Genomic DNA, 26,659 nt, shown 5'->3' with positions numbered 1-26,659 from the left:
AGGTCCGGCGTCCCCCTCGTGGTCGGGTCGGACGGCCTCGGTGGTTAGGTCGCTCCCCGTGGACGACCTTCGTTCCCGCGTCCGGGTGACGGCGTTGTACGCGGGCGGGTTCCTCGGGCCCTTCGGCGGCGCGATGACGGCCTCGGTGCTGCCCGAGGTCGGCGGGGACTTCGGGGTGTCGGCCGGGACGGCGGCGGCGACCTTGACCGGGTACCTCGTGCCGTTCGCGCTGCTCATGCTGGTGTCCGGCACGTTGGGCGAACGGTGGGGCGCGCGGCGGACCGTGCGCGTCGCGTACGTCGTGTACGTCCTGGCGTCGGCGTTGTGCGCGGTCGCCTGGTCGTTCCCGGTGCTGATGGGCGGGCGGGCCGTGCAGGGGGCGGCGAACGCGTTCACCACTCCCCTGCTGCTGGCGGCGATCGCGGCGGTGACGCCGAAGGCCCGGTTGGGGCGGGCGCTGGGCGTGTTCGCGTCCATGCAGGCCGCCGGGCAGACGTCGGCGCCGCTGCTGGGCGGGGTGGCGGCCGAGGCGTCGTGGCGGTGGGCGTTCGTCGGCGCGGCCGTGGTGGCGGGCGCGTTGGCGGTGGTCGGGCTGCCCGCCGACCCGCCGCGCGACGCCGCGCGGCCCCGGCTCCGCAGCGCCTGGCGGCCCCGGACGTTGCGAGTGGCGGCGGTGGGGTTCGTGGGCTGGGGGTGCCTGGGCGGGGTGTCGTTCCTGGTGGCCCTGCGCCTCGGTGACGCGTTCGGGTTGGGCGCGGGGCAGCGGGGGCTGGTGCTGACCGGTTTCGGGCTGGTCGGGATCGGCACGGCCCGGCTGACCGGGTGGGCGATCGACCGGTTCGGGCCGCGGCGGTGCGCGCTGTCCGGCGCGGCCGTCGGCGGGGTGCTGCTGGTCGGTGTCGGGCTGGTGCCGTCGCTGGTCGCGGTCGGGGCGCTGTGGGCGGTGGCGGGCGCGTTCAGCCAGGCGGTGATCGTCGGGCTGAACGCGCTGGTGCTGTCCTCGGACGACGCCAACCGGGGCGGGGCGGTGTCGGTGGTGCAGTCGTGGCGGTTCCTGGGCGGCGCGGCGTCGCCGGTGGCGTTCGTGCCGCTGTACCACCTGGACCCGGCGAGCGCGTTCCTCGTGCCCGCCGGGCTGGTGCTGGCCGTGCCGCCCGTGCTGCTGCTCGGCCGGTCCGCACGGCGGTGAGTCAGGTCCGGAGGCCGGCCGGGACGTCGAGCGCCACCAGCGCCAGCACGCCCGCCGCCAGGTAGAGCGCGGCCTGGGCGTTGAGCAGCGCGGACAGGCCGAGCACGGGCGTCAGCGCGCCGGCGAGCACCATGCCGAGCGCCTGACCGCCGTCGTAGAGGCTGACGAACGTCGCCAGCACCCGACCGCGCACGTCGTCGGGCGCGTGCAGTTGCAGCACCGACATCATCCCGGCACCCGCGATCACCCCCGGCACGCCCACCACCACGAACGCGGCCAGGTAGAACACGAGCGCCGTGGTCACGTGCGGCCCGTTCCAGCCCACCGCCGCCACCACCGCGAAGCCGACCAGCGACACGCCCAGCAGCCGTCCGGGCGCGAGGCGGCGCGCGAGCACCCCCACGAGGAGGCCGCCGAGCAGCCCGCCGACCGCCTGGACCCCGCGCAACAACCCCACCTCGGCCGCTCCCCCGCCGAGCCGTTCGGTCACGAACACCACGAACAGCACCACGAACAAGCCCTGCCCCGTCGCCATCAACGCGACCACGCCCACCATCGGCCGCAACGGCCCGCGGATCTCGCGCACGCCGTCGAGCCAGGCCCGCCACGCGGGTTCACCCGCCGGGCGCACCGGGTCCGCGGTGCCGAGCGCGGCCAACAGCGCCGCCGCGAGCAGGAACGACGCCACGTCCACCAGCACCACGCCCGGCAGCCCGGTCCACCCGAGCACCAGCCCGCCCAGCGACGCGCCGACCAGCCGGGCCAGGTTGGCGTTCAGCCCGACCAGCCCGTTGGCCGCCGGCACCTGCTCGCGCGGCACGAGCGTCGGCAGCAACGCGTTCTTGGCGGGCTCGAACAGCGCCGCCAACCCGGCCTGCACCGCCGTGACGACGTTCACCAGCACCAGGTCGCCGGTCAGCAGCGGCAGCAGGGTGACCGCCTGCGCGAGGCTGACCAGCAGCATCAGCCGGCGCCGGTCCCAGCGGTCGGCCAGCACCCCGGCCAGCGGCGAGAGCGCCAGGCTCGGCAGCAGCGCCACCACGAACGTCGTCGCGGTCGCCGCCGCCGAGCCGGTGCGCTGGTAGACGTACACGGGCAGCGCGACCAGCAGCACCCAGTCGCCGATCTCGGAGACGAACCCGGCGATCCACAACCGGCGGAACGCCGGCACCCCCAGCGGGCCGGTCACCGCGGGAACGCCCGGATGCCGACGTGCGCGGGCAGCGCGCCCTCGGGCACGTCGCGGCGCACCGGCGCGAGGTACGGGCGCAGGACGTCGTCGATCCTGCCGAGCAGGTCGGACAGCTCCTCCGCGGTCACGGTGACCGCGTAGCCGTGCAGGGCGGAGGCTTCCAGCCACTCGCGCGGCAGCTCGTGCTGCCGTTCCAGGAACCGCCGCACGAGCCGGTTGTCCTCGTCGAGCCCCAGCGCGATCAGCGCGTCCTGCCGGCTGCGGACCTCCGGGTCGTCGGCGAACGCGCCGACGTCGTATCCGACCGAGGTCGCCCGCCACGGCCGTTCCCGCCCGTCGCCCGCCTCGGCCCGCTCGACGAAACCGGACTTCGCCAGCTGCCGCAGGTGCCAGCTGCAGTTGGACGCGGTCGACCCGACCGCCTCGGCGCACTCGCTCGCCGTGCGCGGGCCGACCGCGAGCAGGTGGTTGAGCAGCGACACGCGCAGCGGGTGCGCCAGCGCCTTGAGCGCTTCGGCATCGGTGACCCGTCGGGGCCCTGGGAGGTCCATGGCCCCGACGGTAGACCTGAAAGAACTCTTTCGAAAGTCTTCTTTCAGATTGTCAGCCGACGTCCCGCCGGCGGAACCCGACGAAGCCGACCACCACCAGCACCACCGCGACCAGCGTCAACCACACCAGCGGCGCCGCGGTGACCTCGACGCCCGGCACCTTGGGGATGTGCGTGAACGGCGAGAGGTCCATCGCCCACTGGTCGAGCCGCAACAGCGGCCCGAGCTGGCCGAGCACCAGGAACACCACGATCACCGCCCAGCTCGCCGACGACCACCTCGGCACGAGCGCGAACAGCGCCAGCGCGAGGCCAGCGACCACCCACACCGCCGGGACGTGCGCCAACGACGCGCCGACCAGCCGCACGACCTGACCGCCCACGTCACCCACCCGCGCGCCGTGCACCAGGCCCGCGCCCGCACCCGCCGCGGCCAGCACGACGGCCGTGCCGACGGTCGCGAACAGCACGTGGCCGCCGACCCACGCGAACCGGCTGACCGGCGTGGCCAGCACCGGCTCCGCCCGGAACTCCGTCTCCTCGGCGCGCAGCCGCAACGTCGACTGCACCACGTAGATCGCGCTGAACAGGGCGATGATGCCGAGGATCGACGCCAGGTAGACGTCCACGATCGCGCCCGTCCCGCCCATCTGCGAGATGATCCTCTGCAACGCCGGGTTGGCCTCCAGCATCTGCTCGACGCCGCGCGCGACCGACCCGTAGACCGCGCCGAGCACGAACAGGCTCAGCGTCCAGCCGATCAGCGTGCCCCGCTGCAACCGCCAGGCCAGGCCGAACGCGCTGCCCAGCGAGCCGGGCGCGCGGGCCGGGCCGAGCCGGGTCGGCACCAGGCCGCCGCCGAGGTCCCGCTTGGTCACCAGGACCGACGCCGCCGCGATCAGCACCGCGAACAGCGCCACGGGCAGCACCAGCACCCAGTACCGGTCGCCCGCGAACGCCCTGGTCCGCTCCAGCCAGCCCAACGGGGACAGCCAGGTCAGCCACGTCGGGCCCTCGTCGCCGGCCGCGTCGCCCACGGCGCGCAGCAGGTAGGCGACGCCGAGCACCCCGCCGGAGATCGAGTTGGCCGTGCGGGCGCTCTCGGACAGCTGCGCGCTGACCGCGCCCACACCGGTGAACACCCAGCCCACCGACGCGAACGCGAGGCCGAGCGCGAACGACCCGGACGCCGACTCGCCCAGCCCGGTCAGGCCGAGCGCGACCAGCAGGCCGATCACCGTGCTCGCCAGCAGCGCCACCACCACGGCGGCGGCCAGCGGCGCGTGCCGGGCGACGACGGCCGAGCCGATCAGCTCCAGCCGGCCCGTCTCCTCTTCCGCCCTGGTGTGCCGGGAGACCAGGAACATCGCCATCAGCCCGACCAGCAGCGCGCCGAACACGCCCCACCGCCAGGCCACCACGCCGCCGGTCGTGGACGCGTCGTACAGCGGGCCGAGCATCGCCAGGAACGCGGGGTTGCCGCCCGCCGTCGCGCCCAGCTGCTGCCGCGACTCGACCGAGCCGTACAGCTCGCCCACGGTCGAGGCGGTGGACACCGTGATGCCGACCAGGCCGACGACCCACACGGTCAGCAGCAGCCGGTCGCGGCGCAACGCCAGGCGCACCAGCGAGCCGAGGCCGGTCACGACGACACCGCCCCCTCGGTCGCGCCGGCGGGCAGCTCGTCCTCGTAGTGCCGCAGGAACAGCTCCTCCAGCGTGGGCGGCTGGCTGGTCAGCGTGCGGACACCGCTGCCGACCAGCGCCCGCAGCGCCGCGTCCAGGTGGTCGGTGTCGACCTCGAACCGCACCCGCCGCCCCTCCACCACCAGGTCGTGCACGCCCGGCAGCCCGGCCAGCCCGGCGGGCGCGTCGACCAGCTCGGCCGAGACGCTGGTGCGGGTCAGGTGGCGCAGGTCGGCCAGCGTGCCGGTCTCGACCGTGCGGCCGTTGCGGATGATGCTGACGCGGTCGCACAGCGCCTCGACCTCGGCCAGGATGTGGCTGGACAGCAGCACGGTCCGCCGCCCGCGCAGCTCGTTGACCGCCTCCTGGAACACGGCCTCCATCAGCGGGTCCAGCCCGGAGGTCGGCTCGTCCAGGATCAGCAGCTCCACGTCCGAGGCCAGCGCCGCGACCAGGGCCACCTTCTGCCGGTTGCCCTTGGAGTAGGCGCGGCCCTTCTTGCGCGGGTCGAGCTCGAAGCGCTCCAGCAGCTCGGCGCGGCGCTTCTCGTCCAGCCCGCCGCGCAGCCTGCCCAGCAGGTCGATCACCTCGCCGCCGGTCAGGTTCGGCCACAGGCTGACGTCGCCGGGCACGTAGGCGAGCCTGCGGTGCAGCTCGGCGGTGTCGCGCCACGGGTCGCCGCCCAGCAGCGACGCCGAGCCGGCGTCGGCGCGCAGCAGTCCCAGCAGGACCCGGATGGTGGTCGACTTGCCCGACCCGTTGGGGCCCAGGAAGCCGTGCACCTCCCCCTCGTGGACGGTCAGGTCCAAGCCGTCCAGCGCTCGTGTCGGGCCGAACGTCTTGACCAGGCCCGACACGGATATCGCAGCAGTCATGCCAGGCAAGCTACAGTCATTTCACAAAGTGGTGAAGTTAAGGAAGCGTATAAACTGCCCTTCGTTCAGGGGACCACGAAGGGATGATCCGGCGGTGACAGACGTGGGCGAGCGTGACGAGCAGGCGGTGCTGCGCTTCATCGAGCGCTTCGGCGCGGTGTTCGCCGAGTCCGGCATGCCGCGGATGCCGTCACGGGTGTTCGTCGCCCTCCTGGCCACCGACTCCGGCGAGATGACCGCCGCCGAGCTGGCCGACCTGCTGCGCGTGTCGCCCGCCGCGATCTCCGGCGCGGTCCGCTACCTCGCCCAGATGAACCTGGTCAGCCGCGAGCGGGAGACCGGTTCGCGCCGCGACCTCTACCGCGTGTTCGACGACGTCTGGTACGAGGCGTTGTTCCGCCGCGACGAGATGTTCCGCCGGTGGTCCGGCCCGCTCAAGGAGGGCATCGGGGTGCTCGGCCCCGCCACGCCCGCGGGCAGGCGGATCGCCGAGACGCTGATGTTCTTCGAGTTCGTCCACGCCGAGCTGCCGAACCTGCTCAAGCACTGGCGGTCGTACCGGGACGGGCGACTGGGCGCACCGGACTCCGCCGACCGGTCCTGACGGCCCGTACCGATCGATCCCGATTCGACCTAGTTACGACTATCGGCGCTACTGGGCCGTCGGTTTTGTCCCGACCATGCATGTGACCAGGTCGCACCACCCCGTTCGCGCGGACGTCCCATCCCCTGCACCGCCCGGCCGACCGGCGCACCCGCCCGGCACGGCCGCGCAGCCCTGCCCCAAAGGGAGAACCCTGACATGGGAGACGCCCGAACCACCAGAAGACTGGCCGTGCTCGGCCTCGCCGCCGTGTCGGCCGCCGCGCTGGCCCTCGCGAACGTCGGAGTGGCGGCGGCCGAGGGCACCGTGCTCGGCGCGGAGCGCGCCGACGCCGTCCCCGGCTCCTACATCGTGGCCCTGAACGACTCGGCGTCGCCGAGGTCGGCGTCCGCGTCGGCCGCGTCCTCGCTGGTCGACACGTACGGCGGCCAGGTCCGCGCGACCTGGCAGCACGCGCTCAACGGCTTCCACGCCACCCTGTCCCCGGCGCAGGCCCGGCGCCTGGCCGCCGACCCGCGGGTCGCGTTCGTCCAGGCCGACCTGCCGATCTCGGTCGACGCCGTCCAGCAGAACCCGCCGTCGTGGGGCCTGGACCGCATCGACCAGCGCTCCCTGCCGCTGGACAGCGCCTACAACTACTCGACGACCGCGAGCAACGTGCGGGCGTACATCATCGACACCGGCATCCGCACCACCCACTCGGACTTCGGCGGTCGCGCCACCTGGGGCACCAACACCGTCGACACCAACAACACCGACTGCAACGGCCACGGCACCCACGTCGCCGGCACCGTCGGCGGCACGGCGCACGGCGTCGCCAAGGGCGTGCAGCTCATCGCGGTCAAGGTCCTCAACTGCGCCGGCTCCGGCACCACGGCGGGCGTGGTGAGCGGCGTCGACTGGGTCACCCGGAACGCGGTCAAGCCGGCCGTCGCGAACATGTCGCTGGGCGGCGGCGTCGACACCGCCCTGGACACCGCGGTGCGCAACTCCATCGCCGCGGGCGTCACCTACGCCGTGGCGTCGGGCAACTCCAACGCCAACGCGTGCAACTACTCCCCCGCCCGGGTCGCCGAGGCGCTGAGCGTGAACGCGTCCACCAACACCGACGCGCGCGCCTCGTTCTCGAACTTCGGCACCTGCACCGACCTGTTCGCGCCGGGTCAGAACATCACCTCGGCGTGGATGACCAACGACACCTCCACCAACACGATCAGCGGGACGTCGATGGCGTCGCCGCACGTCGCGGGCGCCGCCGCGCTGTACCTGGCGGACAACCCGACCGCGACCCCGCCGACGGTGAACGCGGCGATCGTCGCCGCCGCCACCTCCGACAAGATCACCAGCCCGGGGACGGGTTCGCCGAACAAGCTGCTGTTCACCGGCACGGCGACCCCCGGCGGCCCGGCCGTCACCAACCCGGGCAACCAGTCGACCGTCGTGGGCACCCCGGTCAGCCTCCAGCTCACCGCGAGCGGCGGCACCGCGCCGTACACCTTCTCGGCCACCGGCCTGCCCACCGGCCTGTCGATCAGCTCCTCGGGCCTGATCAGCGGCACGCCGACCGCGGTGGGCACGTCCTCGGTGACGGTGACCGCGACCGACTCGGCGTCGCGCACCGGCAGCACCACGTTCTCGTGGGCGATCACGTCGACCGGCGGCGGTTGCGACCCGGCCACCAACGGCACGGACGTGACGATCGGCGACAACTCCGACGTCAGCAGCCCCATCTCGCTGACCTGCGCCGCCAACGCCTCGGCCACCACGACCGTGCAGGTCGACATCGTGCACACCTACATCGGTGACCTGGTCGTGGACCTGGTCGCGCCGGACGGCACGGTCTACAACCTGCACAACCGCAGCGGCGGCAGCACCGACAACATCAACCGCTCGTACACCGTGAACGCCTCCTCCGAGGCGGCTGCGGGCACCTGGAAGCTGCGCGTCCGCGACCAGGCGCTGTTCGACACGGGCTACCTCAACAGCTGGACGCTCGACGTCTGAGCGTGACGTGACCGGCGGGGCCGCCCCACTCCGGGACGGCCCCGTTCGCGTGACGCGACACCCGTGGGCCACGATGGGTCGCCGAGGGATGGTGCCGGGTGGGTGGGACTTCTTCGTCTCGTACACGAGCGCGGACCGGGCGTGGGCGGAGTGGATCGCCTGGGAGCTGGAGCACGACGGCCACCGCGTGCTGGTGCAGGCGTGGGACTTCGTGCCGGGTTCCGACTGGGTCGACCGCACGCACGAGGCCGCCCGGGGCGCGGAGCGGACGGTCGCGGTCCTGTCGTCGGCCTACCTGTCGTCCGCGTACGGCCGGGCGGAGTGGCAGGCGGCGTGGCGCGGCGACCCGCTGGGTGAGCGCCGCAAGCTGCTGGTGCTGCGCGTCGAGGACTGCGCCCGGCCGGGCCTGCTGGGATCGGTGACGTCGGAGGACCTGTTCGGGCTCGGTGAGGTCGCCGCCCGGCAGCGACTGCGGCAGGCCGTGCGCGGTGTGCTCACCGGACGCGCCAAGCCCGCCGCCGCCCCCGCGTTCCCCACCGCGTCACCCCGCTTCCCCGGCGTGCTGCCGGAGGTGTGGCACGTCCTCACCGCACAACAACACCCACTTCACCGGCCGCGCCGAGCAGTTGGCGGCGCTGCACCGCACGTCCGCCACGGTGTCGGTGCACTCCGTGCGGGGCATGGGCGGGATCGGCAAGTCGCAGTTGGCGATCGAGCACGCCCACCGGCACGCGGCGGAGTTCGACGTCGTGTGGTGGGTGCCGTCGGAGCAGCCGGCGGCCGTCCCCCAGCACTTCGCCGCCCTGGCGTCCGCGCTCGGCCACACCGCCCCGGGCGACCCGGTCGCGGCGGTGCACGCCGTGCTGCGGCGACGCCGGCGCTGGCTGCTCATCTTCGACAACGCCGAGGACCCCGGAGACCTGCGCCCCCACCTGCCGCAAGGTCCCGGGCGGTCGATCATCACCACCCGGCGGGCCGGCTTCGACGTGCTGGGCGAGGTGGTCGACCTGGACCTGCCGGACCGCGCGGACAGCACGGCGCTGATCGGCCGACGCCTGCCGCACGCGACGCCCGCGGAGGCCGACGCCCTGGCCGACCTGCTCGGCGACCTGCCGCTGGCGATCGAGCAGGCCGCGGCCTACCTCACCACCACCGGTGTGCCCGTGGCGGCCTACGCGGACCTGCTGCGCACCCGTGCCGCCGAGATGCTCGCGGAGGGCCGGGTCGTGGGCCTCGACGAGACGCTGGCCTCGCTGTGGGACCTGTCGCCGGCCACGCTCACCGACCGGAACCCGGCCGCGCGGCACCTGCTCGACGTGCTCGCCCACCTCGCGCCCGAACCCGTGCCGCTGGGCCTGTTCACCCGCAACCCCGACCTGCTGCCCACGCCCCTGGACGACGTGGTCACCGACCCGATCGCGCTCAACCGCGCCGTCGGGGCCCTGGTCGACCACTACTTCGTCCGGCGCACCGGGGAGCACGTCACGGTCTTGCACCGGCTGCTGGTCCGACGCTCGATCGCCATCATCGACCCGGTGCACGGGCCGGACCACCCGGGATCGGCGATCCACTGGGAGCTGCTGTCGGCCGTGCTGCGCGACCTGGGCGACGACGACGGGGCCGAGGCCGCCCAGGAGCGCGCGCGACGCCTCCGCGAGAGTTAGAGCTCCACGCCCAGCAGCGAGTCCGCGGCGGCGCGGAAGAGCGTCGGGCCGGTGTGGTCGGAGCCGCCGGTGGAGATGGCTTCAACCGCCCACGCGTCCATCGCCGCGAGAGCGCGCGGGGTGTCGAGGTCGTCGCTGAGGTGGTCGCGCAGCCGGGCCACGGTGTCGGCGGCGCTCGGGCCCGTGGACAGCGACGCCGCCAGGCGCCACTTCGCCAGCCTCGCCTCCGCCTCGGCCAGCAGGGCGTCGCTCCACGGCCGGTCGGTGCGGTAGTGGCCCGCGAACAGGGCCAGCCGCACCGCGTTCGGGTCGACCTTCTCCGCCCGCAGCTTGGACACGAACACCAGGTTGCCGCGCGACTTGGACATCTTCTCGCCGTCCAGGCCGATCATGCCCGCGTGCACGTAGTGCCGGGCGAACGGGTGCTCCCCGGTGACCGCCTCGGCGTGCGCGGCGGAGAACTCGTGGTGCGGGAAGATCAGGTCCGACCCGCCGCCCTGCACGTCGAACGACGTGCCGAGGCGGTTGAGCGCGATGGCGCTGCACTCGATGTGCCAGCCCGGCCTGCCCTCACCCAGCTCCGACGGCCACGACGGCTCGCCCGGCCGGGCCGCGCGCCACAGCAGCGCGTCCAGCGGGTGCCGCTTGCCCACCCGGTCCGGGTCGCCGCCGCGCTCGGCGAAGAACCGGCCCATGGTCTCCAGGTCGTAGTTCGACTCGTAGCCGAACCGGCCGGTCGCCGTGTGGTCGAAGTACACGTCGGGGTACTCCGGGTCGTCGACCCGGTACGCCGCGCCGCCCGCCAGCAGCTTCGCGATGACCTCGACGACCTCGGGGATCGCGTCGACCGCGCCCACGTAGTCGCGCGGCGGGAGCACCCGCAGCGCCACCATGTCCTCGCGGAACAGCGCGGTCTCGCGCATGCCGAGGACCACCCAGTCGTCCTGGTCGCGCTCGGCCCGCTCCAGCAGCGGGTCGTCGATGTCGGTCACGTTCTGCACGTAGTGCACGTCGTGGCCGTTGTCCAGCCACACCCGGTGGACGAGGTCGAACGCCAGGTAGGTGGCCGCGTGCCCCAGGTGCGTGGCGTCGTACGGGGTGATGCCGCAGACGTACAGCCTGGCGGTGGCGCCGGGAGCGGTCGGGCGCACCTCGCCGGCGGCGGTGTCGAACAGGCGCAACGGGCGCGGCTCCCCCGCTACCCGCGGGACAGGAGTGGATGACCAGGTCTGCATGTCAACGACCCTAGCTCGCGGGCGGGACCGGGGACGAAACGTCCGCTTCGCGGGAAGTGCGGGCGTACCCTCGTCGGCAGGGGACGTGGGAGATGGTCGCGATGATCCTCGACATCGTCATCGGCGCGTTGGGCGTGGTCGCGCTCGGGCTGGCGGGCAGCGCCCGCATCGTCAAGCAGTACGAGCAGGGCCTGGTGTTCCGCTTCGGGAAGGTGCGGCCCGCGCTGCGCGGACCGGGGTTGACCATGGTCGTGCCGGGCATCGACCGGCTGCGGAAGGTCAACCTGCAGATCGTCACCCAGCCCATCCCCGCGCAGGACGGCATCACCCGCGACAACGTCACGGTGCGCGTGGACGCCGTCGTGTACTTCAAGGTGGTCGACGCGGTGCGGGCCGTGGTGACGGTCGAGGACTACCGGTTCGCCATGCTCCAGGTCGCGCAGACGTCGTTGCGCTCGATCATCGGCAAGAGCGAGCTGGACGACCTGCTGTCCAACCGCGAGCGCCTCAACCAGGGCCTGGAGCTGATGATCGACAACCCGGCGGTGTCCTGGGGCATCGAGATCGACCGGGTCGAGATCAAGGACGTGGCGCTGCCGGAGAGCATGAAGCGGTCCATGTCGCGGCAGGCCGAGGCGGAGCGGGAGCGGCGGGCCCGCATCATCACCGCCGACGGCGAGTTGCAGGCGTCGAAGAAGCTGTCCGAGGCCGCCGCCGCGATGGCCGCCACGCCCGCCGCGTTGCAGCTCAGGCTGCTCCAGACCATCGTGGAGGTCGCGGCGGAGAAGAACTCGACCCTGGTGCTGCCGTTCCCGGTCGAGCTGCTGCGCTTCCTCGAACGGGCGACGGGTTCGATAGAACAGCAGGTCAGGGTCCCGGAGCAGGGCTGAGCGTTTGCCCCGGGCCGCCGGCGGGGGGACGATGTGGTCTGGCTCACGTCGTCGGGACGAGGGAGGCGGCATGACCGCGCTCAAGCCGGAACCCGTCATCACCCACCCGGGTGCGGCCCGACGACGGCCGAAGGGCGCCGTGCTGCTGGGCCTGTTCCGCACCACCGACCCGAAGCAGATCGGGCTGCTCTACCTGAGCACGTCGTTCGTGTTCTTCATGGTCGGCGGCGTGATGGCACTGCTCATCCGGGGCGAGCTGGCCCGGCCGGGGCTGCAGTTCCTGTCCAACGAGCAGTACAACCAGCTGTTCACCATGCACGGCACGATCATGCTGCTGCTGTACGCGACGCCGATCCTGTTCGGCTTCGCCAACTACATCCTGCCGCTGCAGATCGGCGCGCCGGACGTCGCGTTCCCCCGGCTCAACGCGTTCTCGTACTGGCTGTTCCTGTTCGGCGGGCTCACCGTGATGGCCGGGTTCCTCACGCCCGGCGGCGCGGCGGACTTCGGCTGGACCGCGTACACGCCGCTGAGCAGCGCGGTGCACGCGCCGGGCGTCGGGCCCGACCTGTGGATCATGGGCCTGGCGGTGTCCGGCCTGGGCACGATCCTCGGCGGGGTCAACATGGTGACCACGGTGTGCTGCCTGCGCGCGCCCGGCATGACCATGTTCCGGATGCCGATCTTCACCTGGAACATCTTCGTCACCAGCATCCTGATCCTGCTGGCGTTCCCGATCCTCACCGCCGCCCTGATGGGCCTGGCCGCCGACCGGCACCTGGGCGCGCACGTGTTCGACCCGGCCAACGGCGGCGTGATCCTGTGGCAGCACCTGTTCTGGTTCTTCGGCCACCCCGAGGTCTACATCGTGGCGCTGCCGTTCTTCGGGATCGTGAGCGAGATCTTCCCGGTGTTCAGCCGCAAGCCCCTGTTCGGCTACAAAGGACTGGTCTTCGCCACGTTCGCCATCGCGGCGCTGTCGGTGGCGGTGTGGGCGCACCACATGTTCGCCACCGGCGCGGTGCTGCTGCCGTTCTTCTCGCTGATGACGTTCCTGATCGCGGTGCCGACCGGCATCAAGTTCTTCAACTGGATCGGCACCATGTGGAAGGGGCAGCTGACGTTCGAGACGCCGATGCTGTTCAGCATCGGGTTCCTGGCGACGTTCCTGCTCGGCGGGCTGACCGGCATCATCCTGGCGTCGCCGCCGCTGGACTTCCACGTCACCGACACGTACTTCGTGGTGGCCCACTTCCACTACGTGCTGTTCGGCACGATCGTGTTCGCCACCTACGCGGGCATCTACTTCTGGTTCCCCAAGATGACCGGGCGGATGCTGAACGAGCCGCTGGGCAAGCTGCACTTCTGGACCACGTTCCTGGGCTTCCACGGCACGTTCCTGATCCAGCACTGGCTCGGCAACCTCGGCTTCCCCCGCCGCTACGCCGACTACCTGGAGAGCGACAACTTCACCTTGCTGAACACGATCTCCTCGATCGGGGCGTTCCTGCTGGGCGCGTCCGTGCTGCCGTTCGTGTGGAACGTGCTGCGCAGCTACCGGTTCGGCGACCCCGCCGAGCGCGACGACCCGTGGGGCTTCGGCAACTCCCTCGAATGGGCCACGACGTGCCCACCGCCGCGGCACAACTTCACCGAGCTGCCGCGCATCCGGTCCGAGCGGCCCGCGTTCGAGCTGCACTACCCGCACATGGTGGAGCGGATGCGCGACGAGTCGCACTTCTCCCTCCGGCCCGGCCGGCACCACGTCGAGCCCGACGCCACCACGGAGAAGGCGCTGGCCTCGACCGAGCGGGAGCGCGAGACCAAGGACGAGGTCAAGGACGACCGCAACGACTGAGACCCCACGCCCGGTCGAACGCGGCCAGCAGCTCCCGCGCGCCGTGGGGGTTCGCGCCCAGGTGCCGCCGCACGCGGGCCAGCGTGTCGAAGCCGCCGTGCCCCGGCTCCAGGCCGCGCGCGCTGCGCCGCTCGTCCAGCCGTCCGTCGAACACGGCCAGCACCGTGGCCAGGTACTCGACCGTCACCACCACGTCCAGCCGAATCGCTTCAGCCGACGCCCCCACCTCGGTCGACTCCAGAACGGCCGCGTAATCCCGCAGGCGGGAAAGGTCCGTCGGCAGCTCGTCCAGCACCGGGAGCAACACCGCGCCCGCGTGCCGGTCGGGTGTCCGGAGGAGCCGGCCGGCCGCCGCCCGCGTGGTGCGCGTCAGCAGTCGGCGTACCAGCCGGGCCGTCACGTCGGCCAGGTCACCGCCCTCCGCCGCCATCACCTCCACCACCCGCACCAGCTCGCGGGCCAACCCACCGGAGAACACGTGGGCGAGCGCGGCGAACTGCTCGGGCAGGTTCACCACCCGCCGGTGGAGCACCGTGCGCGCTTCGGCGAAACCGAGGTAGTCGACCCGCACCACGGCGTCGAACGCGCTGTCGAACGCGCTGCGCACCCCCATCGCGGCCAGCTCGAAGTCGCCCAGGGCGTCCTCGGACACCGACACCAGGAAGAAGCAGTTCGGCACGTCGAACACGGCTTTCAGCTCGTTGAGGAACCGCTGGGCCTGCTCGCCGTCGCCGATCCGGTCCAGCTCGTCCACCGCGACGAGCACCTTGCCGCCCGCGCCGCCGACGACCTCGGCCGTCTTGCGCAGGAACCAGCGGAACTCGTCCACCAGCTCCGGGTGGTTGAGCGGCACGTCGTCGCGGGTGACCGACGTCCGACGCTTGACAGCGGGCTTCACCACCCACGACAGGTCGAAGCCCGCCTCCCGCTCCACCGTGCGGCGCCGCACGTACCGGATCCGTTCGCGCTCACGGCGGGCGAGGACGCCCAGCTCGGCGGGCGTGATCCGGGCCTCGGACCACCGAGGCCGCTCGGGCTCGACGTAGCGCAGGTACCACGGCCGGCGCGGTGGCTCGGCCGGCGCGTACCGCTCGGCCGCGTCGCACAGCTTGCCGAACAGGTGCACCAGGAACTCACGCGGGTCGTAGCCGACGGGCGCTTCGACCTTCACCGCCAGCGCGGCGGTGCCGCCGTCGTCGAGGTAGCGACCCTCGCACCACCGCTCCAGCAGGGTCGTCTTGCCCGCGCCACGCGGTCCGGCCAGCGCGAAACTGCCCTGGTTCCGGCTGAGCAGGCGGCGCAGGTCGGCGGTCGCCGGCGTTTCCACGTCCACCACGGTGCCGAAGTCGACCCAGCTGGTCGCACCGGCCAGCCGGGTCGAGTACACCGGTCCGGGGCTGTTGGCCACGAGCGCGGCGGCCGGCAGCACCCCGCGTCGGTAGACCTGCTCCACCCAGGTGTCGAAGGCGCCTTGGGCCTCGGCCGCGCTGGCCCCGTCGTCCTGGTACGCCAGGGTGACCGCGCCGACGGTCCCGACGACGACGGCACCGACGAGCACGGCGATCCCGATCCCGATGCCGTCGTCCTCGCCGAACAGTCGGAAGCCCAGCCACGGCCCGGCGGCGGCGGCGGACACCGCCACCGCCGCGATCGGTGCGCCCGCCCACCGCTTGGGCAGCCGCAGGCTCCCCCACCACAGCAGAGCGGCGACGGCGAGGAACGGCAGGTGCCACCCCGGCGTGACCAGGTCCGCCGCGAGCCACGCAGTCACGAACGGGCCGAGTGCCGCCAGCGCGAACACCGGCCCCAGGCAGACGAACGCTCCTGCGCGCAACGCCGCGCCACCCAGCGCGCGCCGCACGGTGTCCAGGTGCTTTCGCCGCGCCTCGGCGTAGTGCTCGCCCGCCTCGTGCGCCGGCGCCAGCACGTCGTCGCGGTGGTCCACGACGTGCCGGCGCAGCCGTGCGGCGACCTCGGCGCTGAGCGCCAAGGCACGCTCGGCCTCCCCGGCGAGCCGCGCCAGCACGGCGGGTGGTGTGTCGTCGGTGTCCCAGGGCCGCGCGGTGGGTGGCGGTGAAATGGTCATGCCGATCATGATCGCTCAGGCGACGGCGATTCCCGGTCGGAACGCGGACAGCGGTGGTGAATCCTCGGGCCTCCCAACGCACCGGCGGTCCTGGTCGACGATCCGCGGTGCGCGCGCCCGCGCGCCCGGTCACCGCGTCATGAACGGCGCTTGCGGGAGCGCAGGTAGTCGGTCACCACGGCCGCGCCCAGCCCGTCCTCGTCCGGCGCGACGACCCGGCCGCCCGACCGCCGGGCCACGGCGTCCACGAACCTGGTCAACCTCGGGTCGTCGCCCAGGCGGAACACCGTGATCGACGCGCCCAGCCGGGCCAGCGCGTCGACCTCGACCAGGGTCTTGCCGATGGTCCGCGGCAGCGGCGGGTAGTGGAACTCGGCGTCGCCGGTCGCCTCCAGGTGCGCGGTCGGCTCGCCGTCGGTCACGACCAGCACCACGGGCTGCGCGTCGGGGTGCTTGCGCACGTGCCGACCGGCCAGCAGCAGCGCGTGGTGCAGGTTCGTGCCCTGCTCCCACACCCCTTCCAGCGCGGTGAGCTGCCCGATGTCGACGGTCTCGGCGTGCCGGCCGAACGTGATCAGCTCCAGCGCGTCGGTGCGGAACCGGGTCCGCACCAGGTGGTGCAGCGCCAGCGCGGTGCGCTTCATCGGCACCCACCGCCCGTCCTGCACCATCGACCAGGACGTGTCCACGCACAACGCGACCGCCGCGCGTGACCGCTGCTCGGTCTCGCTCACCTCGACGTCCACCACGTCCAGCTCGACCGGTCCGCCCGCCGACCGCAGCACGGCGTTCGTGACGGTCCGCGGCACGTTCCACGGCTCGGTGTCGCCGAACCGCCACGGTCGCGTCGACCCGGTCAGCTCACCGGCCGCGCCGGCCGACGAGTTGTCCCGTTGGCCCTGCTCCCTCGCCCGGTCGAGCACGCCGCGCAACGCCGTCTCGCCCAGCTGCCGCAGCGCCTTCGGCGTCAACCGCAGCGAGCCGTCCGGCGCGCGTTCCAGCAGGTTCTGGGACCGCAGCTCGCGTTCCAGCTCGGCCAGCCTGCGCGCGTCCACGCCCGCCTCCGCGCCGAGCTGCCGGACCAGCGCCTCCACGTCGATGTCCTCGAGCCGCGCGCCGGGGTAGGACTGCGAGAGCTGCTCGGCCAGCGCGTCCAGCTCGGCCAGGTCCGCCATGGCCTGCGCGCCCTCGCCCAGCCCCAGCGGGTTGTTCCCGCGGAACCGGGCCGAGCCGTTCCAGTCCTCGCCCGGCCGCAGCCCTTGCAGCAGGCTGTCCAACTGCGACAGCTGCGCGCCGACGCCGGAGTCGCCGAAGGCTTGCTGCGACAGCGCCGACAGCTCCTGGCGCTGCTGCTCCGACATCGAGTTCATCATGCGCTGGGCGGCGGCGGACCGGGCGGCCAGCGCGTCGATCAGCTCGTCCACCGACTTCGGGTTCTCCGGGAAGAACTCGCCGTGCTCGCGCATGAACCGCTCGAACCGCTCGGCCGTGTCCTCGCCCGCGGCGTGCGCGGCGAGCAGGTCGTTCAGGTCGCCCAGCATGGCCTGGATGCGCTGCACGTCCTCGGGGCGGACGTTCTCCATGGCCTGCTTCATGCCCTGGAACCGCTGGTCCATGAGCTCGCGGCCGAGCAGGGTGCGGATCTTCTCGTAGGACTCGCGGGCCTGCGGCGAGCGCCAGTCGTACTCGGCCAGCTCGCTCACCGCCGCCGCGGTCGACTGCGGCAGCGCGTCCAGCCGGGCCTCGCGGAACCGCGCCTCGTCGTCCGGGTCGGGGAACAGCGCGGCCCGTTCGGCGCTCAACGCCTCCTCCAGCAGCCGCTGGATCTCCTGCAACGTGCCGTCGAGCCGGTGGCGGCGGGTGAGGGCGGCCCGCTTCTGCCACAGCCGCGCGGTCAGGTCGTCCAGGCCACGCGTGCCCGGCAGGCCCCGACGCAGCAGCTCGCGCAGCGCCGAGGCGGGCGAGGCACCCTCCATGACTTCGCGGCCCAGCTCGTCCATGGCCGCGCGCAGGTCGGTCGGCGGGGCGAGCGGGTCGGGCCCGTCGACGTACCGGCCGTACCGGTAACTGCTCATCCGTACACCTGTCGGTCGTCGTCGCTGCTGTCCTTCGACAGCTGACGGGTCAGGTAGAGCGATTCCAGCGCCAGCTCGACGGCCGACGCGATGCGGCCCGCCGGGTCCTTGGGGCCCGCGCCGACGCGCTGCGCCACGTCGTGCAGCACGGGCAGCTCCGGCAGCGCGGCCAGCAGGTCGCCGGGGTGCACGCGTTCACCGGTGGCCACCGGATGGCCGTCGGACACCAGCTCGGCCAGCGGCCGCAGGTCGACGCCCGCGAACGTGGACCGCGCCGTGTCCGCGACGGCCCGGCGCAGCAGGTGCACCAGCACCTCCTGCTCCCGGCCCTCCTCACCGGCCTCGAACTCGAGCTTGCCGCGCAGCACCTCGGGCACCGAGTCCAGGTCGACGGGGCGCGCGATGGGCGGGTTCTCGCCGATCAGGGCGCTGCGGCGCAGCGCGCTCGCGGCCACCGTCTCCGCCGCCGCGACCGCGAACCGGGCCGACACGCCGGAGCGCTGGTCGATCGAGGAGGACTCGCGCAGGTGCCGCACGAACCGGGCGATGACCTCCAGCAAGTGGTCGCCCACCTCGGCGACCAGGTGCGCCTCCTGGCGGACCAGGTCGACCTCGGCGCCGATCTCCAGCGGGTAGTGGGTGCGGATCTCAGCGCCGAAGCGGTCCTTGAGCGGCGTGATGATGCGGCCGCGGTTGGTGTAGTCCTCGGGGTTGGCGGTGGCGACGAGCAGGACGTCCAGCGGGAGCCGCAGCGTGTAGCCGCGGATCTGGATGTCCCGTTCCTCCATCACGTTGAGCAGCGCGACCTGGATGCGCTCGGCCAGGTCGGGCAGCTCGTTGACGGCGATGACGCCGCGGTGGGAGCGGGGCAGCAGGCCGTAGTGGATGGTCTCCGGGTCGCCGAGGCTGCGGCCCTGGGCGACCTTGACCGGGTCGACGTCGCCGACCAGGTCGCCGACGCTGGTGTCCGGCGTGGCGAGCTTCTCGGCGAACCGCTCGTCGCGGTGCTTCCACGTCACGGGCAGGTCGTCGCCGAGCTCGGCCGCGCGGCGCTTCGACTCGGGGGTGATGGGGTCGAGCGGGTGCTCGTTCAGCTCGGCGCCCTCGATCACCGGGGTCCACTCGTCGAGCAGGCCGACGAGGGTGCGCAGGAGCCGGGTCTTGCCCTGCCCGCGCTCGCCGAGCAGCACCACGTCGTGCCCCGCGAGCAGCGCCCGCTCCAGCTGCGGCAGGACGGTGCGGTCGAAGCCGACGATGCCGGGCCACGGGTCGCGGCCGTCGCGGAGGGCGGCCAGGAGGTTCTCCCGGATCTCGGCCTTGACCCCGCGCGGCGCGTAACCGGCCGCGCGGAGGGCGCCTGCGGTGGTGGGGAGGTCAGAGGTCACCCCACCGAAGTTACGCACTGACGGCCCTTCGGTCGACGTGGAGCGACTCCACCTCGCGTTTTCCGCCGGAACTCCCCGACCGGACCGGAATTGTCGGACCCCTCTGGGAGAATGAGAACAGGGGCCCCTGGGCGGGGACTCCGGCGAAGCGTTCCCGGGTCAGCGGGCCAGGGTGAGCAGTTCCGTTCGGGTCGCCTCGTCGTCCAGGTAGGAGGTGGCGATCATCGGGGCCAGGGCGCGGCACCAGTCGTGGAGGCGGTCGGGGTCCAGGGAGGCGGCGGTGGCGACGGCGGTGGCGCGGGTCGGCACGTCCCCGTGGCCGGCGGCGGTCAGGGCGTAGTCGACGACGTCGAAGCACGGGTCGCCCACGCAGGGCCTCGGGTCGATCGCGACCAGCGCGTGGCCGCCGTCCAGGACGTTGCCCGGGTGGAGGTCGCCGTGCAGCAGCACGCGCGGCTGGGTGTCGAGCAACGCCGAGCAGCGCTCCCGGGCGCGGGCCCAGGTCCGCTCGGACACGTGGGCGGCCACGGCGGGGTCGGCCAGGCGGCGGCCGATGCGGGTGAAAGCGTCCTCGCAGCGGGCGCGCAGGTCCGGCCGGGGGTGGCCCGGTCCGGCACGCCGTGCAGCGCGGTGACCAGGTCCGCCCACTGCCCCGGCGCCGGCGGGGTCGGCAGTCCGTCCGCCGGGGTGCCGGGTCGCACGGCGTCCATCAGCAGCACGCCGTCGGCTTCGGCCGGCACGGCGGGCACCCGGCCGGACGGGGCGAAGTGGCGCAGCACGGACGCCTGCGAGGCCAGGAAGACGGGGTCCGGGCTCAGCTTCAGGGCCATCGGCGCACCACCGCGCGAGCACGCCACCACGACCGACGAAGCGCCCGCCGGCATCACGTCGCCCAGGATGAGGTCCCAGCGCGCCGCGACCTCGGCCGCCGGCTCGGGCACCCGTGCGCACCACCCGGCGACCGGGGGGCCGAACCGCTGTGCCAACCGCGCGGTGATCTCGTCGATGTCCACCGGTGCCACGTTAGGAGCGCCGGCAAACGAATAGACGCCCGTAGGCGGCGTCCGGGTGGACGCCGCCTACGGGGTGTGCAGTGCGTTGTTCAGTTGTCAGTCAGCTCGTGGTCACAGCGCCGGGTAGGCGTTGGCCATCAGCTGCTGGAACTGGGCCGAGAACCAGTGGCCCGAAAGCGGCGCGTCGGCGAGAGCACCCGACGGGTTGTTGCCGTTGCGGATGTTGCCACCGTAGGTCGGGTCGCACATCCGGTCGAGGCGCTTGCCCTCGTCGTTCGGAATCTCGCTGGACGCACCGTCGGACTCACCCGGCGGCTTGATCCAGACGTAGGCGTCGATGCTCGGCTTCGGAGCGGCCTTCGGACGCTCACCCAGGCCGGCACCGGCCTGGTTGCACCAGTTGCCCTTCTGGTAACGGCGGTCGATGCGCGACTGGTTCACGTAGTCGTCCGCGTTGGTCGCGGTCGACTTGGCGGTGGGCCGGTTCGGGCCGCCCCAGCCGTTGCGCGAGGTGTCGATCAGCATGCCGATGCCGCTGTCGAAGCCCTGCTTGACCAGCTCGGCGCGCATCGCCGTGGCGAAGCCCAGCTCACCGTTGAAGTCGTTCCAGTCGACCCACTTCGCCTGCTCCTTCACCGGGCGGCCACCGACGACGTCGTCGACCGTCCAGAACGGCTCCTCCAGCGCGGAGTAGTTCGCCGTGTTGGTGGCGAAGCCGTGGACCTTGTCCTTGGTGGCGCCGTTCTTGCCCAGGATGGCCGTGAACTGCTTGGCCGCCGCGTAGAAGTTGTCGTACTCGGGAACCGTGTCGCCCCAACCGATCCAGCCGTGGTGGCCCGAGTCGAGGTAGTTGTAGACGTTCGGGATGTCACCCAGCTTGCCGACGGCGTACGAGACGCCCTCGACGTAGTTGCCGTTCGCCTTCATCGTGTCACAGGCAGGCACGGCCGTGGCGCGCGGAGACACGTTGGTGACGAGGTTCGGCAGCGAGTCGATCTCGATGACCGCGACGATGCGCAGCTTCGAGTACTTCGGGTTGCTGACGATGCTCGTGATCTTGTCGATGTACTCGGTCTTGTAGCGACCGATCTCTGTCGGGCCCAGCTCACCGGCGGAGGCCAGCGCGGCGCAGTCGCGACCGGGCAGGTTGTAGACGACGAACTGGAAGACGAGCTGGCCGTCCGCACGCGCGGCGCGCTGCTTCTCGGCCTCGTCGAGGTGGGCGGCCAGACCCATGCTGCCGGTCGTCGGCGAGCCGTTGCCGTCGATCGCGCTGGTCCGGTCCAGCCACACCGCGGTGGGCTGGTTCGCGATCCGCGAGCCACCCGGCTCGGCGGCGGCGCGAGCCGACCACTGCGGGTTGACGTACACGCCCGCACCCACGTACGGGTTGTCGACCCTCGGACCACCCGGGTTGTTGCCCGTGGTGGTGGTGGTCGTCGTCGAGGTCGTGGTGGTGGTCGTCGTCGTGGTGGTGGTCGTGGTCGTCGTGGTGTCGATCGACCCCGTGCACACCGTGCCGTTCAACCGGAACTGCGTGGGGGCCGGGTTGGACCCGGTCCACGAGCCGTTGAAGCCGGGCGTCACCGAAGCGCCGGTGCCGAGGTTGCCGGCCCAGGACGGGCTCTTGACGGTCACGCGCGTCCCGGACTGGGAGAACGTGCCGTTCCAACCCTGCTGGACCCGCTGTCCGGCGGCGAAGTCCCACTCCAGCGTCCACCCGCCGGAAATGGCGTCACCCAGGTTGGTGACCGTGACGTTGGCGCCGAATCCGCCTTGCCACTGGTTCGTGATCTGGTACGCCACCCGACAACCGGGGGCAGCGTTGGCGGTGGCGGTCGAAGCCACCACCCCGGCAACGGACAGGGCCGCCACCGAGGTCACCGCCAATGCCCCGGTCAGTTTCCGGGAACGTACGAACGTGCGCAGACTCATGCATCGCCTCCTTGCGAGCAACCCGCCATCTGGGAGCGCTCCCAGCGATTTCCCCGAATCGGGATTCGACGCGAGACCGAAACGGCTTCCTGGGAGCGCTCCCAGACGTACGGTAACGCACGACACCTCGTGTTGACGAGGGGTTGACCTGGACATAATCCGTGGCTATACCCGCGCACGAACCCCCGCAGCAGCCCCGTGACCTGCGATGACAGTACTTCGGTCACCGATGGGACGGTAGTGGCGAGTTCAGCCGGAATCGATTCGGAGCGCGAATGGTCGCCGCCCGGATCACCTGTTCAGCCGATTGTCCGCGCGGTTCGGGAGCATGGTCGCCGTCGAATATTCGACAGGGCCGTCCCGACATCGGTCTACCGACCATTTCGAAGATCACCGAACAGTTGTCGAACATTCGACGGCGGTTACCACCTAATGGCGGCCGGCACCCTGATCCGAAAGGACGCGCACCGCTTCGTCCACCGCCGCGAGCCGAGCCCGCCGCACGGCCTCGGACAACGGCCGCAGCGCCTCGTCCCGCGCCCTCGTCGCGGTCGCCGACACCGCTCCGCCCGGCGCGTCGGACGCCGCCACGGCGAGGATCGCGGCGACCTCGGCGGCCCGCTGGAGCACGCGCAGCGCGCGCGACGGCATCCCGGCGGGCCACTCCAGCCCCGAGTGCTCCGCGGACAGCGCGGCGATCTCGGCGCGCACGTTCGGCCGGTGCCGCGCCACGTCCAGCGTCACCAGCGCGGTGGCCGCCTCCCGCATCGCCGACGCCAGGCCGTGCTCGGCCTCGCCGATCGGCACGTGCTCGGCGGCGGGTGCGCCGGGCAGGTCGAACACCGTCCACCGCAGCACGCCGTCGGCCACCAGCTTCGGCACCAGCCCCACGCCCACCTCCGGCAGCACGGCCGCCTGGCCGGCGCGCAGCGCGGACTTGCCGAGGGGGCCGTTGGCGCCGAGTCCGCGCACGTCACCGGGTACGGGGATGACCAGCCGGGCGGTGGTCGCGGACGCGCGGCGCAGCGACGCCAGCAGCAGCGCGGGGCCTACGGGGACCTCGTCGGGGCCGGGCAGGTCGAGCGCCGTCGCGGTGCCGTCGTCGTCGGCCACCACTTCGTGCAGCCCGGCCCAGAACCCCAGGGCGTCGAGGACGTCGTCGGCCGCGGCCGCACCATGCAGCCAGGCGGACGTCCACACGACCAGCGTCGCACTCGCACAAGACACGCCTGCCGAGGGTACGCGGGCCCCGGCGGCGGTTCAGGCCGCCGGGCCGACGTGTTCCACCAGCAGGGAGCGAAACCTCCCGACCGCCTCGGCGTCGGCGAACGCGCGGTGCGGCACGGCGTACACGGCGGTGGTGCCGGTCCGCAGCACGAAACCGCGCGCCGTCTCCACCCAGCCGGGCAGCTCCGCCCAGCTCAGCTCGCTGCGCGCGGCCTCGCCGACCGACATCCGCAGCGAGTGCGCGTCCGCCGTGCCGGTCACCGTCTTCGCGGCGAGCGGGTGGTTGTGGAAGTTCACCGCGGTGCCCACCGGCACGAGTGCGAGGATGATCACAGCGAGCGCGAGCCCGAACACGCCCGCCCACGTCATGCCCAGCACGAGCACCACGACGCCCAGCACGGCGAGCGCCGCAGCGAACCACGGCGCCCACCGGTACAGCGGCACGGCGGTGCGCAGCGCGTCACGCCAGTCCGCGGGCCGGGGCGACCAGCTGAAGTCCACGCTCACCGGGCCGCTCCCGGCCGTTTCGCCGGCTCGCAGCACCGCGTGGCGCAGAACGCGCCGTCGACCGTGCAGCCCAGGGTGCGGAAGTCCGACAGCTTGCGCGCCGGGGCGTCGGACACGTGCTCGGCGACGAGCTCGGCCACGAGCCGGGCGAAGCGCGGGTCGTCGTTGGGCGTGGCCGCGCGGGCGAAGCCCATGCCCAGCTCCTGGGCGCGCTCGCGGGCCTCGGTGTCGAGGTCCCACACCACTTCCAGGTGATCGCTGACGAACCCGATCGGGCACACCACCACGTTGCGCACACCCCTGTCGTAGAGGGCGTCGAGGTGGTCCACGATGTCCGGTTCGAGCCACGGCACCTGCGGCGGCCCCGACCGCGACTGCCACACCACGTCGTGCTCGGCCGCGCCGACGGCCTCGGCGACCAGCCGGGACGCCTCGGCGACCTGCCGGGAGTAGAGGTGGCCGCCGTCCTCGGGCGGTCCGGCGGCCTTGTCCGCCGACACCGGCACCGAGTGCGCGGTGAACACCAGGCGGTGGTCGCCACCGGGCAACCGGGCCGCGGCGGCGCGCACGGCGTCCGCGAACGACTCCACGAACAGCGGGTGGTCGAAGAACTGGCGCAGCTTGACCAGCTCGGGCGCGTCCGGCACGGCCGCGCGGGCGCGCAGGACGTCCTCGTCGTACTGCCGGCACGCGGAGTAGCCGCCGTAGGCGCTGGTCGGGAAGACGAGGGCGCGCCGGACGCCGTCGGCCTTCATCTCGGCCAGCGTGTCCTCGACCATGGGGTGCCAGTTGCGGTTGCCGAAGTAGATCGGCAGGTCGACCAGGCCGCGCACGGCCTCGATCGCGGCGCGGTTGAGCGCGTTGATCGGCGACACGCCGCCGAAGTGCTGGTAGTGCTGCTCGACCTCGTCCAACCGCTCGGGCGGGACGCCCCGGCCGCGGGTCACGTTCTCCAGGAAGGGGCGGACGTCGTCGGGTCCTTCCGGTCCGCCGAAGGACAGCCAGAGCAGCGCGTCGTAACTCACCCGGACATCCTCGCGCCGCCGCCCGGGACCCGCACAACCGGGTCGGCGTGATCGAACGCACGCCGACCCGGTCCGCGCGTCAGAGACCCAGGAAGTGCACGCCGCCGTCGACGAACACCATCGAGCCGGTGGTGGCCGGGAACCAGTCCGACAGCAGCCCGCACACCGACTTGGCGACCGGCTCCGGGTCGTCCACGTTCCAGCCGAGCGGCGCCTTCTCGCCCCACATGGCCTCGAGCTGCGCGAAGCCGGGGATCGACTTGGCGGCCATGGTGCGCACGGGACCGGCCGAGACCAGGTTGACCCGGATGCCCTCCGGGCCGAGGTCGCGGGCGAGGTAGCGGTTGATCGCCTCGAACGCGGCCTTCGCCGGGCCCATCCAGTTGTAGGCGGGCCACGCCTGGCGGGCGTCGAAGTCCAGGCCGACCACCGACGCGCCGCGGCCCATCAGCGGCAGGGTGGCCTTGACCAGCGCCTTGTACGAGTAGGCCGACACGTGCACGGCCGTGGAGACGTCCTCCCAGGGTGCGTCCATGAACGGCGCGCCCAGGCACGAGGGCGGGGCGTAGCCGATCGCGTGCACCACGCCGTCCAGGCCGTCCACGTGCTCGCGCACCCGGTCGGCCAGCGTGTCCAGGTGCTCCTGGTTCTGCACGTCGAGCTCGACCACCGGCGCGGCCTGCGGCAGGCGCTTGGCGATCCGCTCCACGAGGCTCAGCCGGCCGAAGCCGGTGAGCACGACCTGGGCGCCCTGCTCCTGCGCGACCCTGGCCACGTGGAAGGCGATCGACGCGTCCGTGATCACACCGGTGACCAGCAGCCGCTTGCCTTCGAGCAGTCCCGTCACTGAAACCCGTCCTCCGAAATGTTGTGCTCTGGTACTGGTTGGTTCAGTGGCCCATGCCGAGGCCGCCGTCGACCGGCAGCACCGCGCCGGTGATGTAGGCGGCGGCGTCGGAGGCCAGGAAGGTGACGGCGGCGGCGATCTCGTCGGTCGTGCCGTAGCGGCCGGACGGCACCTGGGCGAGGATCTGCTTGCGGCGCTCCTCGGGCAGCGCGTCGGTCATGTCCGTGGTGATGAAGCCGGGCGCGACGACGTTCGCGGTGATGTTGCGGGTGCCCAGCTCGCGGGCGATCGACCGGGCCACGCCCACCAGGCCCGCCTTGCTGGCCGCGTAGTTGACCTGGCCCGCGCCGCCCATGAGGCCGACCACGGAGGAGATGAACACGATCCGGCCGTGGCGCTTGCGCAGCATGCCCCTGGACGCGCGCTGCGCGACCCGGAACGCGCCGGTCAGGTTGGCGTCCAGGACCCGGGTGAACTGCTCGTCGGTCATCCGCAGCAGCAGCGTGTCGTCGGTGATGCCGGCGTTGGCCACGAGCACCTCGACGGGTCCGTGCGCGGCCTCGACCTCGGCGAACGCCGCGTCGACCTCGGTCGAGCTGGTCACGTCGCACTTGACGCCGAGCAGGCCCTCGGGCGCGCCGGACCCGCGGTGCGTCACCGCGACCTTGTCGCCCTGCGCGGCGAACGCCCGCGCGATCGCCAGACCGATGCCCCGGTTGCCGCCGGTGACCAGAACGGACCTCGACACGCTTGCTCCCATCGCTGCTGGTTGATGCGGGCGAGGCTATCCCGTACCCCGGAGTACGCCACCAT

Annotated in this window: 21 protein-coding genes and 1 pseudogene; 7 read left to right on the top strand and 15 right to left on the bottom strand. The window is 72.7% G+C overall.

Features of this window, described 5'->3' with window-relative positions; all coding sequences use genetic code 11:
* Positions 1 to 58: 58 nt before the first annotated feature.
* Positions 59 to 1,189 carry an MFS transporter gene (locus ACIQMJ_RS37755; RefSeq protein WP_499765814.1) on the top strand — a complete coding sequence of 377 codons (1,131 nt, stop codon included), beginning with the start codon at positions 59 to 61 and terminating at the stop codon, positions 1,187 to 1,189.
* 1 nt (position 1,190) lies between these two features.
* On the opposite strand, the gene ACIQMJ_RS37750 is transcribed toward ACIQMJ_RS37755, so the two are convergent.
* The 4 genes from ACIQMJ_RS37750 to ACIQMJ_RS37735 are packed head-to-tail and all read right to left on the bottom strand — an operon-like array spanning position 1,191 to position 5,491.
* On the bottom strand, positions 1,191 to 2,378 hold the full coding sequence (locus ACIQMJ_RS37750; RefSeq protein WP_499765813.1) for an MFS transporter: 1,188 nt from the start codon (positions 2,376 to 2,378) through the stop codon (positions 1,191 to 1,193).
* Positions 2,375 to 2,932: an ArsR/SmtB family transcription factor gene (locus ACIQMJ_RS37745; protein ID WP_499765812.1), complete on the bottom strand. Its 558-nt coding sequence runs from the start codon at positions 2,930 to 2,932 to the stop codon at positions 2,375 to 2,377. The genes ACIQMJ_RS37750 and ACIQMJ_RS37745 overlap by 4 nt, the downstream gene beginning before the upstream one ends.
* Positions 2,933 to 2,984: 52 nt before the next feature.
* Positions 2,985 to 4,577 carry an ABC transporter permease gene (locus ACIQMJ_RS37740; RefSeq protein ID WP_499765811.1) on the bottom strand — a complete coding sequence of 531 codons (1,593 nt, stop codon included), beginning with the start codon at positions 4,575 to 4,577 and terminating at the stop codon, positions 2,985 to 2,987.
* Complete coding sequence (locus tag ACIQMJ_RS37735; protein WP_499765810.1) at positions 4,574 to 5,491, bottom strand: ABC transporter ATP-binding protein; 918 nt, start codon at positions 5,489 to 5,491, stop codon at positions 4,574 to 4,576. Before ACIQMJ_RS37735 ends, ACIQMJ_RS37740 begins: the two co-directional genes overlap by 4 nt.
* Positions 5,492 to 5,585: 94 nt before the next feature.
* Here ACIQMJ_RS37735 and ACIQMJ_RS37730 point away from each other — a divergent pair, with 94 nt between their 5' ends.
* The 4 genes and pseudogenes from ACIQMJ_RS37730 (at position 5,586) to ACIQMJ_RS37715 (ending at position 9,763) form a co-directional block, all read left to right on the top strand.
* Complete coding sequence (locus tag ACIQMJ_RS37730; protein WP_499765809.1) at positions 5,586 to 6,095, top strand: GbsR/MarR family transcriptional regulator; 510 nt, start codon at positions 5,586 to 5,588, stop codon at positions 6,093 to 6,095.
* 198 nt (positions 6,096 to 6,293) lie between these two features.
* Positions 6,294 to 8,099, top strand: a complete 1,806-nt coding sequence (locus ACIQMJ_RS37725; protein ID WP_499765808.1) for a S8 family peptidase — start codon at positions 6,294 to 6,296, stop codon at positions 8,097 to 8,099.
* Between the two features lie 73 nt (positions 8,100 to 8,172).
* Positions 8,173 to 8,559, top strand: a pseudogene (locus tag ACIQMJ_RS37720) (toll/interleukin-1 receptor domain-containing protein); the annotation flags it as partial.
* Positions 8,560 to 8,755: 196 nt separating this feature from the next.
* Positions 8,756 to 9,763, top strand: a complete 1,008-nt coding sequence (locus tag ACIQMJ_RS37715; RefSeq protein WP_499765807.1) for an NB-ARC domain-containing protein — start codon at positions 8,756 to 8,758, stop codon at positions 9,761 to 9,763.
* On the opposite strand, the gene mshC is transcribed toward ACIQMJ_RS37715, so the two are convergent.
* Positions 9,760 to 10,998: a cysteine--1-D-myo-inosityl 2-amino-2-deoxy-alpha-D-glucopyranoside ligase gene (mshC, locus tag ACIQMJ_RS37710; protein WP_499765806.1), complete on the bottom strand. Its 1,239-nt coding sequence runs from the start codon at positions 10,996 to 10,998 to the stop codon at positions 9,760 to 9,762. The two genes, ACIQMJ_RS37715 and mshC, sit on opposite strands and share 4 nt — an antisense overlap.
* Before the next feature lie 101 nt (positions 10,999 to 11,099).
* On the opposite strand from mshC, the gene ACIQMJ_RS37705 reads away from it, so the two are divergent.
* Both ACIQMJ_RS37705 and ctaD read left to right on the top strand, forming a co-directional pair.
* Positions 11,100 to 11,888: an SPFH domain-containing protein gene (locus ACIQMJ_RS37705; RefSeq protein ID WP_499765875.1), complete on the top strand. Its 789-nt coding sequence runs from the start codon at positions 11,100 to 11,102 to the stop codon at positions 11,886 to 11,888.
* A gap of 70 nt (positions 11,889 to 11,958) precedes the next feature.
* A complete protein-coding gene (gene ctaD, locus ACIQMJ_RS37700; protein WP_499765805.1) occupies positions 11,959 to 13,746 on the top strand; it encodes an aa3-type cytochrome oxidase subunit I in 1,788 nt (595 codons plus the stop codon).
* Here ctaD and ACIQMJ_RS37695 read toward each other — a convergent pair.
* The 10 genes from ACIQMJ_RS37695 to fabG form a co-directional block, all read right to left on the bottom strand.
* Complete coding sequence (locus ACIQMJ_RS37695; protein ID WP_499765804.1) at positions 13,724 to 15,832, bottom strand: hypothetical protein; 2,109 nt, start codon at positions 15,830 to 15,832, stop codon at positions 13,724 to 13,726. The two genes, ctaD and ACIQMJ_RS37695, sit on opposite strands and share 23 nt — an antisense overlap.
* 137 nt (positions 15,833 to 15,969) lie before the next feature.
* Positions 15,970 to 17,907, bottom strand: coding sequence for a vWA domain-containing protein (locus tag ACIQMJ_RS37690; protein WP_499765803.1), 1,938 nt, complete (start codon positions 17,905 to 17,907; stop codon positions 15,970 to 15,972).
* Positions 17,904 to 19,292 (bottom strand): sigma 54-interacting transcriptional regulator, encoded by a 1,389-nt coding sequence (locus ACIQMJ_RS37685; RefSeq protein ID WP_499765802.1) that lies wholly within the window; start codon positions 19,290 to 19,292, stop codon positions 17,904 to 17,906. Before ACIQMJ_RS37685 ends, ACIQMJ_RS37690 begins: the two co-directional genes overlap by 4 nt.
* A 159-nt stretch (positions 19,293 to 19,451) precedes the next feature.
* Positions 19,452 to 19,940, bottom strand: a complete 489-nt coding sequence (locus ACIQMJ_RS37680; RefSeq protein WP_499765801.1) for an aminoglycoside phosphotransferase family protein — start codon at positions 19,938 to 19,940, stop codon at positions 19,452 to 19,454.
* A gap of 476 nt (positions 19,941 to 20,416) precedes the next feature.
* A complete protein-coding gene (locus ACIQMJ_RS37675) occupies positions 20,417 to 22,240 on the bottom strand; it encodes a glycoside hydrolase family 6 protein (protein ID WP_499765800.1) in 1,824 nt (607 codons plus the stop codon).
* Positions 22,241 to 22,669: 429 nt separating this feature from the next.
* On the bottom strand, positions 22,670 to 23,467 hold the full coding sequence (locus tag ACIQMJ_RS37670) for an Rv1486c family protein (RefSeq protein WP_499765799.1): 798 nt from the start codon (positions 23,465 to 23,467) through the stop codon (positions 22,670 to 22,672).
* A 33-nt stretch (positions 23,468 to 23,500) separates the two neighbouring features.
* Complete coding sequence (locus ACIQMJ_RS37665; protein ID WP_499765798.1) at positions 23,501 to 23,974, bottom strand: YcxB family protein; 474 nt, start codon at positions 23,972 to 23,974, stop codon at positions 23,501 to 23,503.
* Positions 23,971 to 24,999 (bottom strand): ferrochelatase, encoded by a 1,029-nt coding sequence (locus ACIQMJ_RS37660; RefSeq protein WP_499765797.1) that lies wholly within the window; start codon positions 24,997 to 24,999, stop codon positions 23,971 to 23,973. Before ACIQMJ_RS37660 ends, ACIQMJ_RS37665 begins: the two co-directional genes overlap by 4 nt.
* A 79-nt stretch (positions 25,000 to 25,078) precedes the next feature.
* Positions 25,079 to 25,846: an enoyl-ACP reductase FabI gene (fabI, locus tag ACIQMJ_RS37655; RefSeq protein WP_499765796.1), complete on the bottom strand. Its 768-nt coding sequence runs from the start codon at positions 25,844 to 25,846 to the stop codon at positions 25,079 to 25,081.
* Between the two features lie 43 nt (positions 25,847 to 25,889).
* The gene (gene fabG, locus ACIQMJ_RS37650) at positions 25,890 to 26,594 is read right to left on the bottom strand and encodes a 3-oxoacyl-[acyl-carrier-protein] reductase (protein WP_499765795.1); all 705 of its coding nucleotides are present in this window, start codon (positions 26,592 to 26,594) and stop codon (positions 25,890 to 25,892) included.
* Positions 26,595 to 26,659: the final 65 nt, after the last annotated feature.

This window comes from Actinosynnema sp. NPDC091369 (genome assembly GCF_044757065.1).
GTDB lineage: Bacteria > Actinomycetota > Actinomycetes > Mycobacteriales > Pseudonocardiaceae > Actinosynnema.
This window is presented reverse-complemented; position numbering and strand designations above follow the sequence as displayed.

Bases quoted from the DNA above. Each gene is read 5' to 3' on its own strand.
- ACIQMJ_RS37745 (WP_499765812.1), bottom strand. From the start codon at position 2,932: ATGGACCTCCCAGGGCCCCGACGGGTCACCGATGCCGAAGCGCTCAAG.
- ACIQMJ_RS37735 (WP_499765810.1), bottom strand. From the start codon at position 5,491: ATGACTGCTGCGATATCCGTGTCGGGCCTGGTCAAGACGTTCGGCCCG.
- ACIQMJ_RS37725 (WP_499765808.1), top strand. From the start codon at position 6,294: ATGGGAGACGCCCGAACCACCAGAAGACTGGCCGTGCTCGGCCTCGCC.
- mshC (WP_499765806.1), bottom strand. From the start codon at position 10,998: ATGCAGACCTGGTCATCCACTCCTGTCCCGCGGGTAGCGGGGGAGCCG.
- ACIQMJ_RS37705 (WP_499765875.1), top strand. From the start codon at position 11,100: ATGATCCTCGACATCGTCATCGGCGCGTTGGGCGTGGTCGCGCTCGGG.
- ctaD (WP_499765805.1), top strand. From the start codon at position 11,959: ATGACCGCGCTCAAGCCGGAACCCGTCATCACCCACCCGGGTGCGGCC.
- ACIQMJ_RS37695 (WP_499765804.1), bottom strand. From the start codon at position 15,832: ATGACCATTTCACCGCCACCCACCGCGCGGCCCTGGGACACCGACGAC.
- ACIQMJ_RS37690 (WP_499765803.1), bottom strand. From the start codon at position 17,907: ATGAGCAGTTACCGGTACGGCCGGTACGTCGACGGGCCCGACCCGCTC.
- ACIQMJ_RS37675 (WP_499765800.1), bottom strand. From the start codon at position 22,240: ATGAGTCTGCGCACGTTCGTACGTTCCCGGAAACTGACCGGGGCATTG.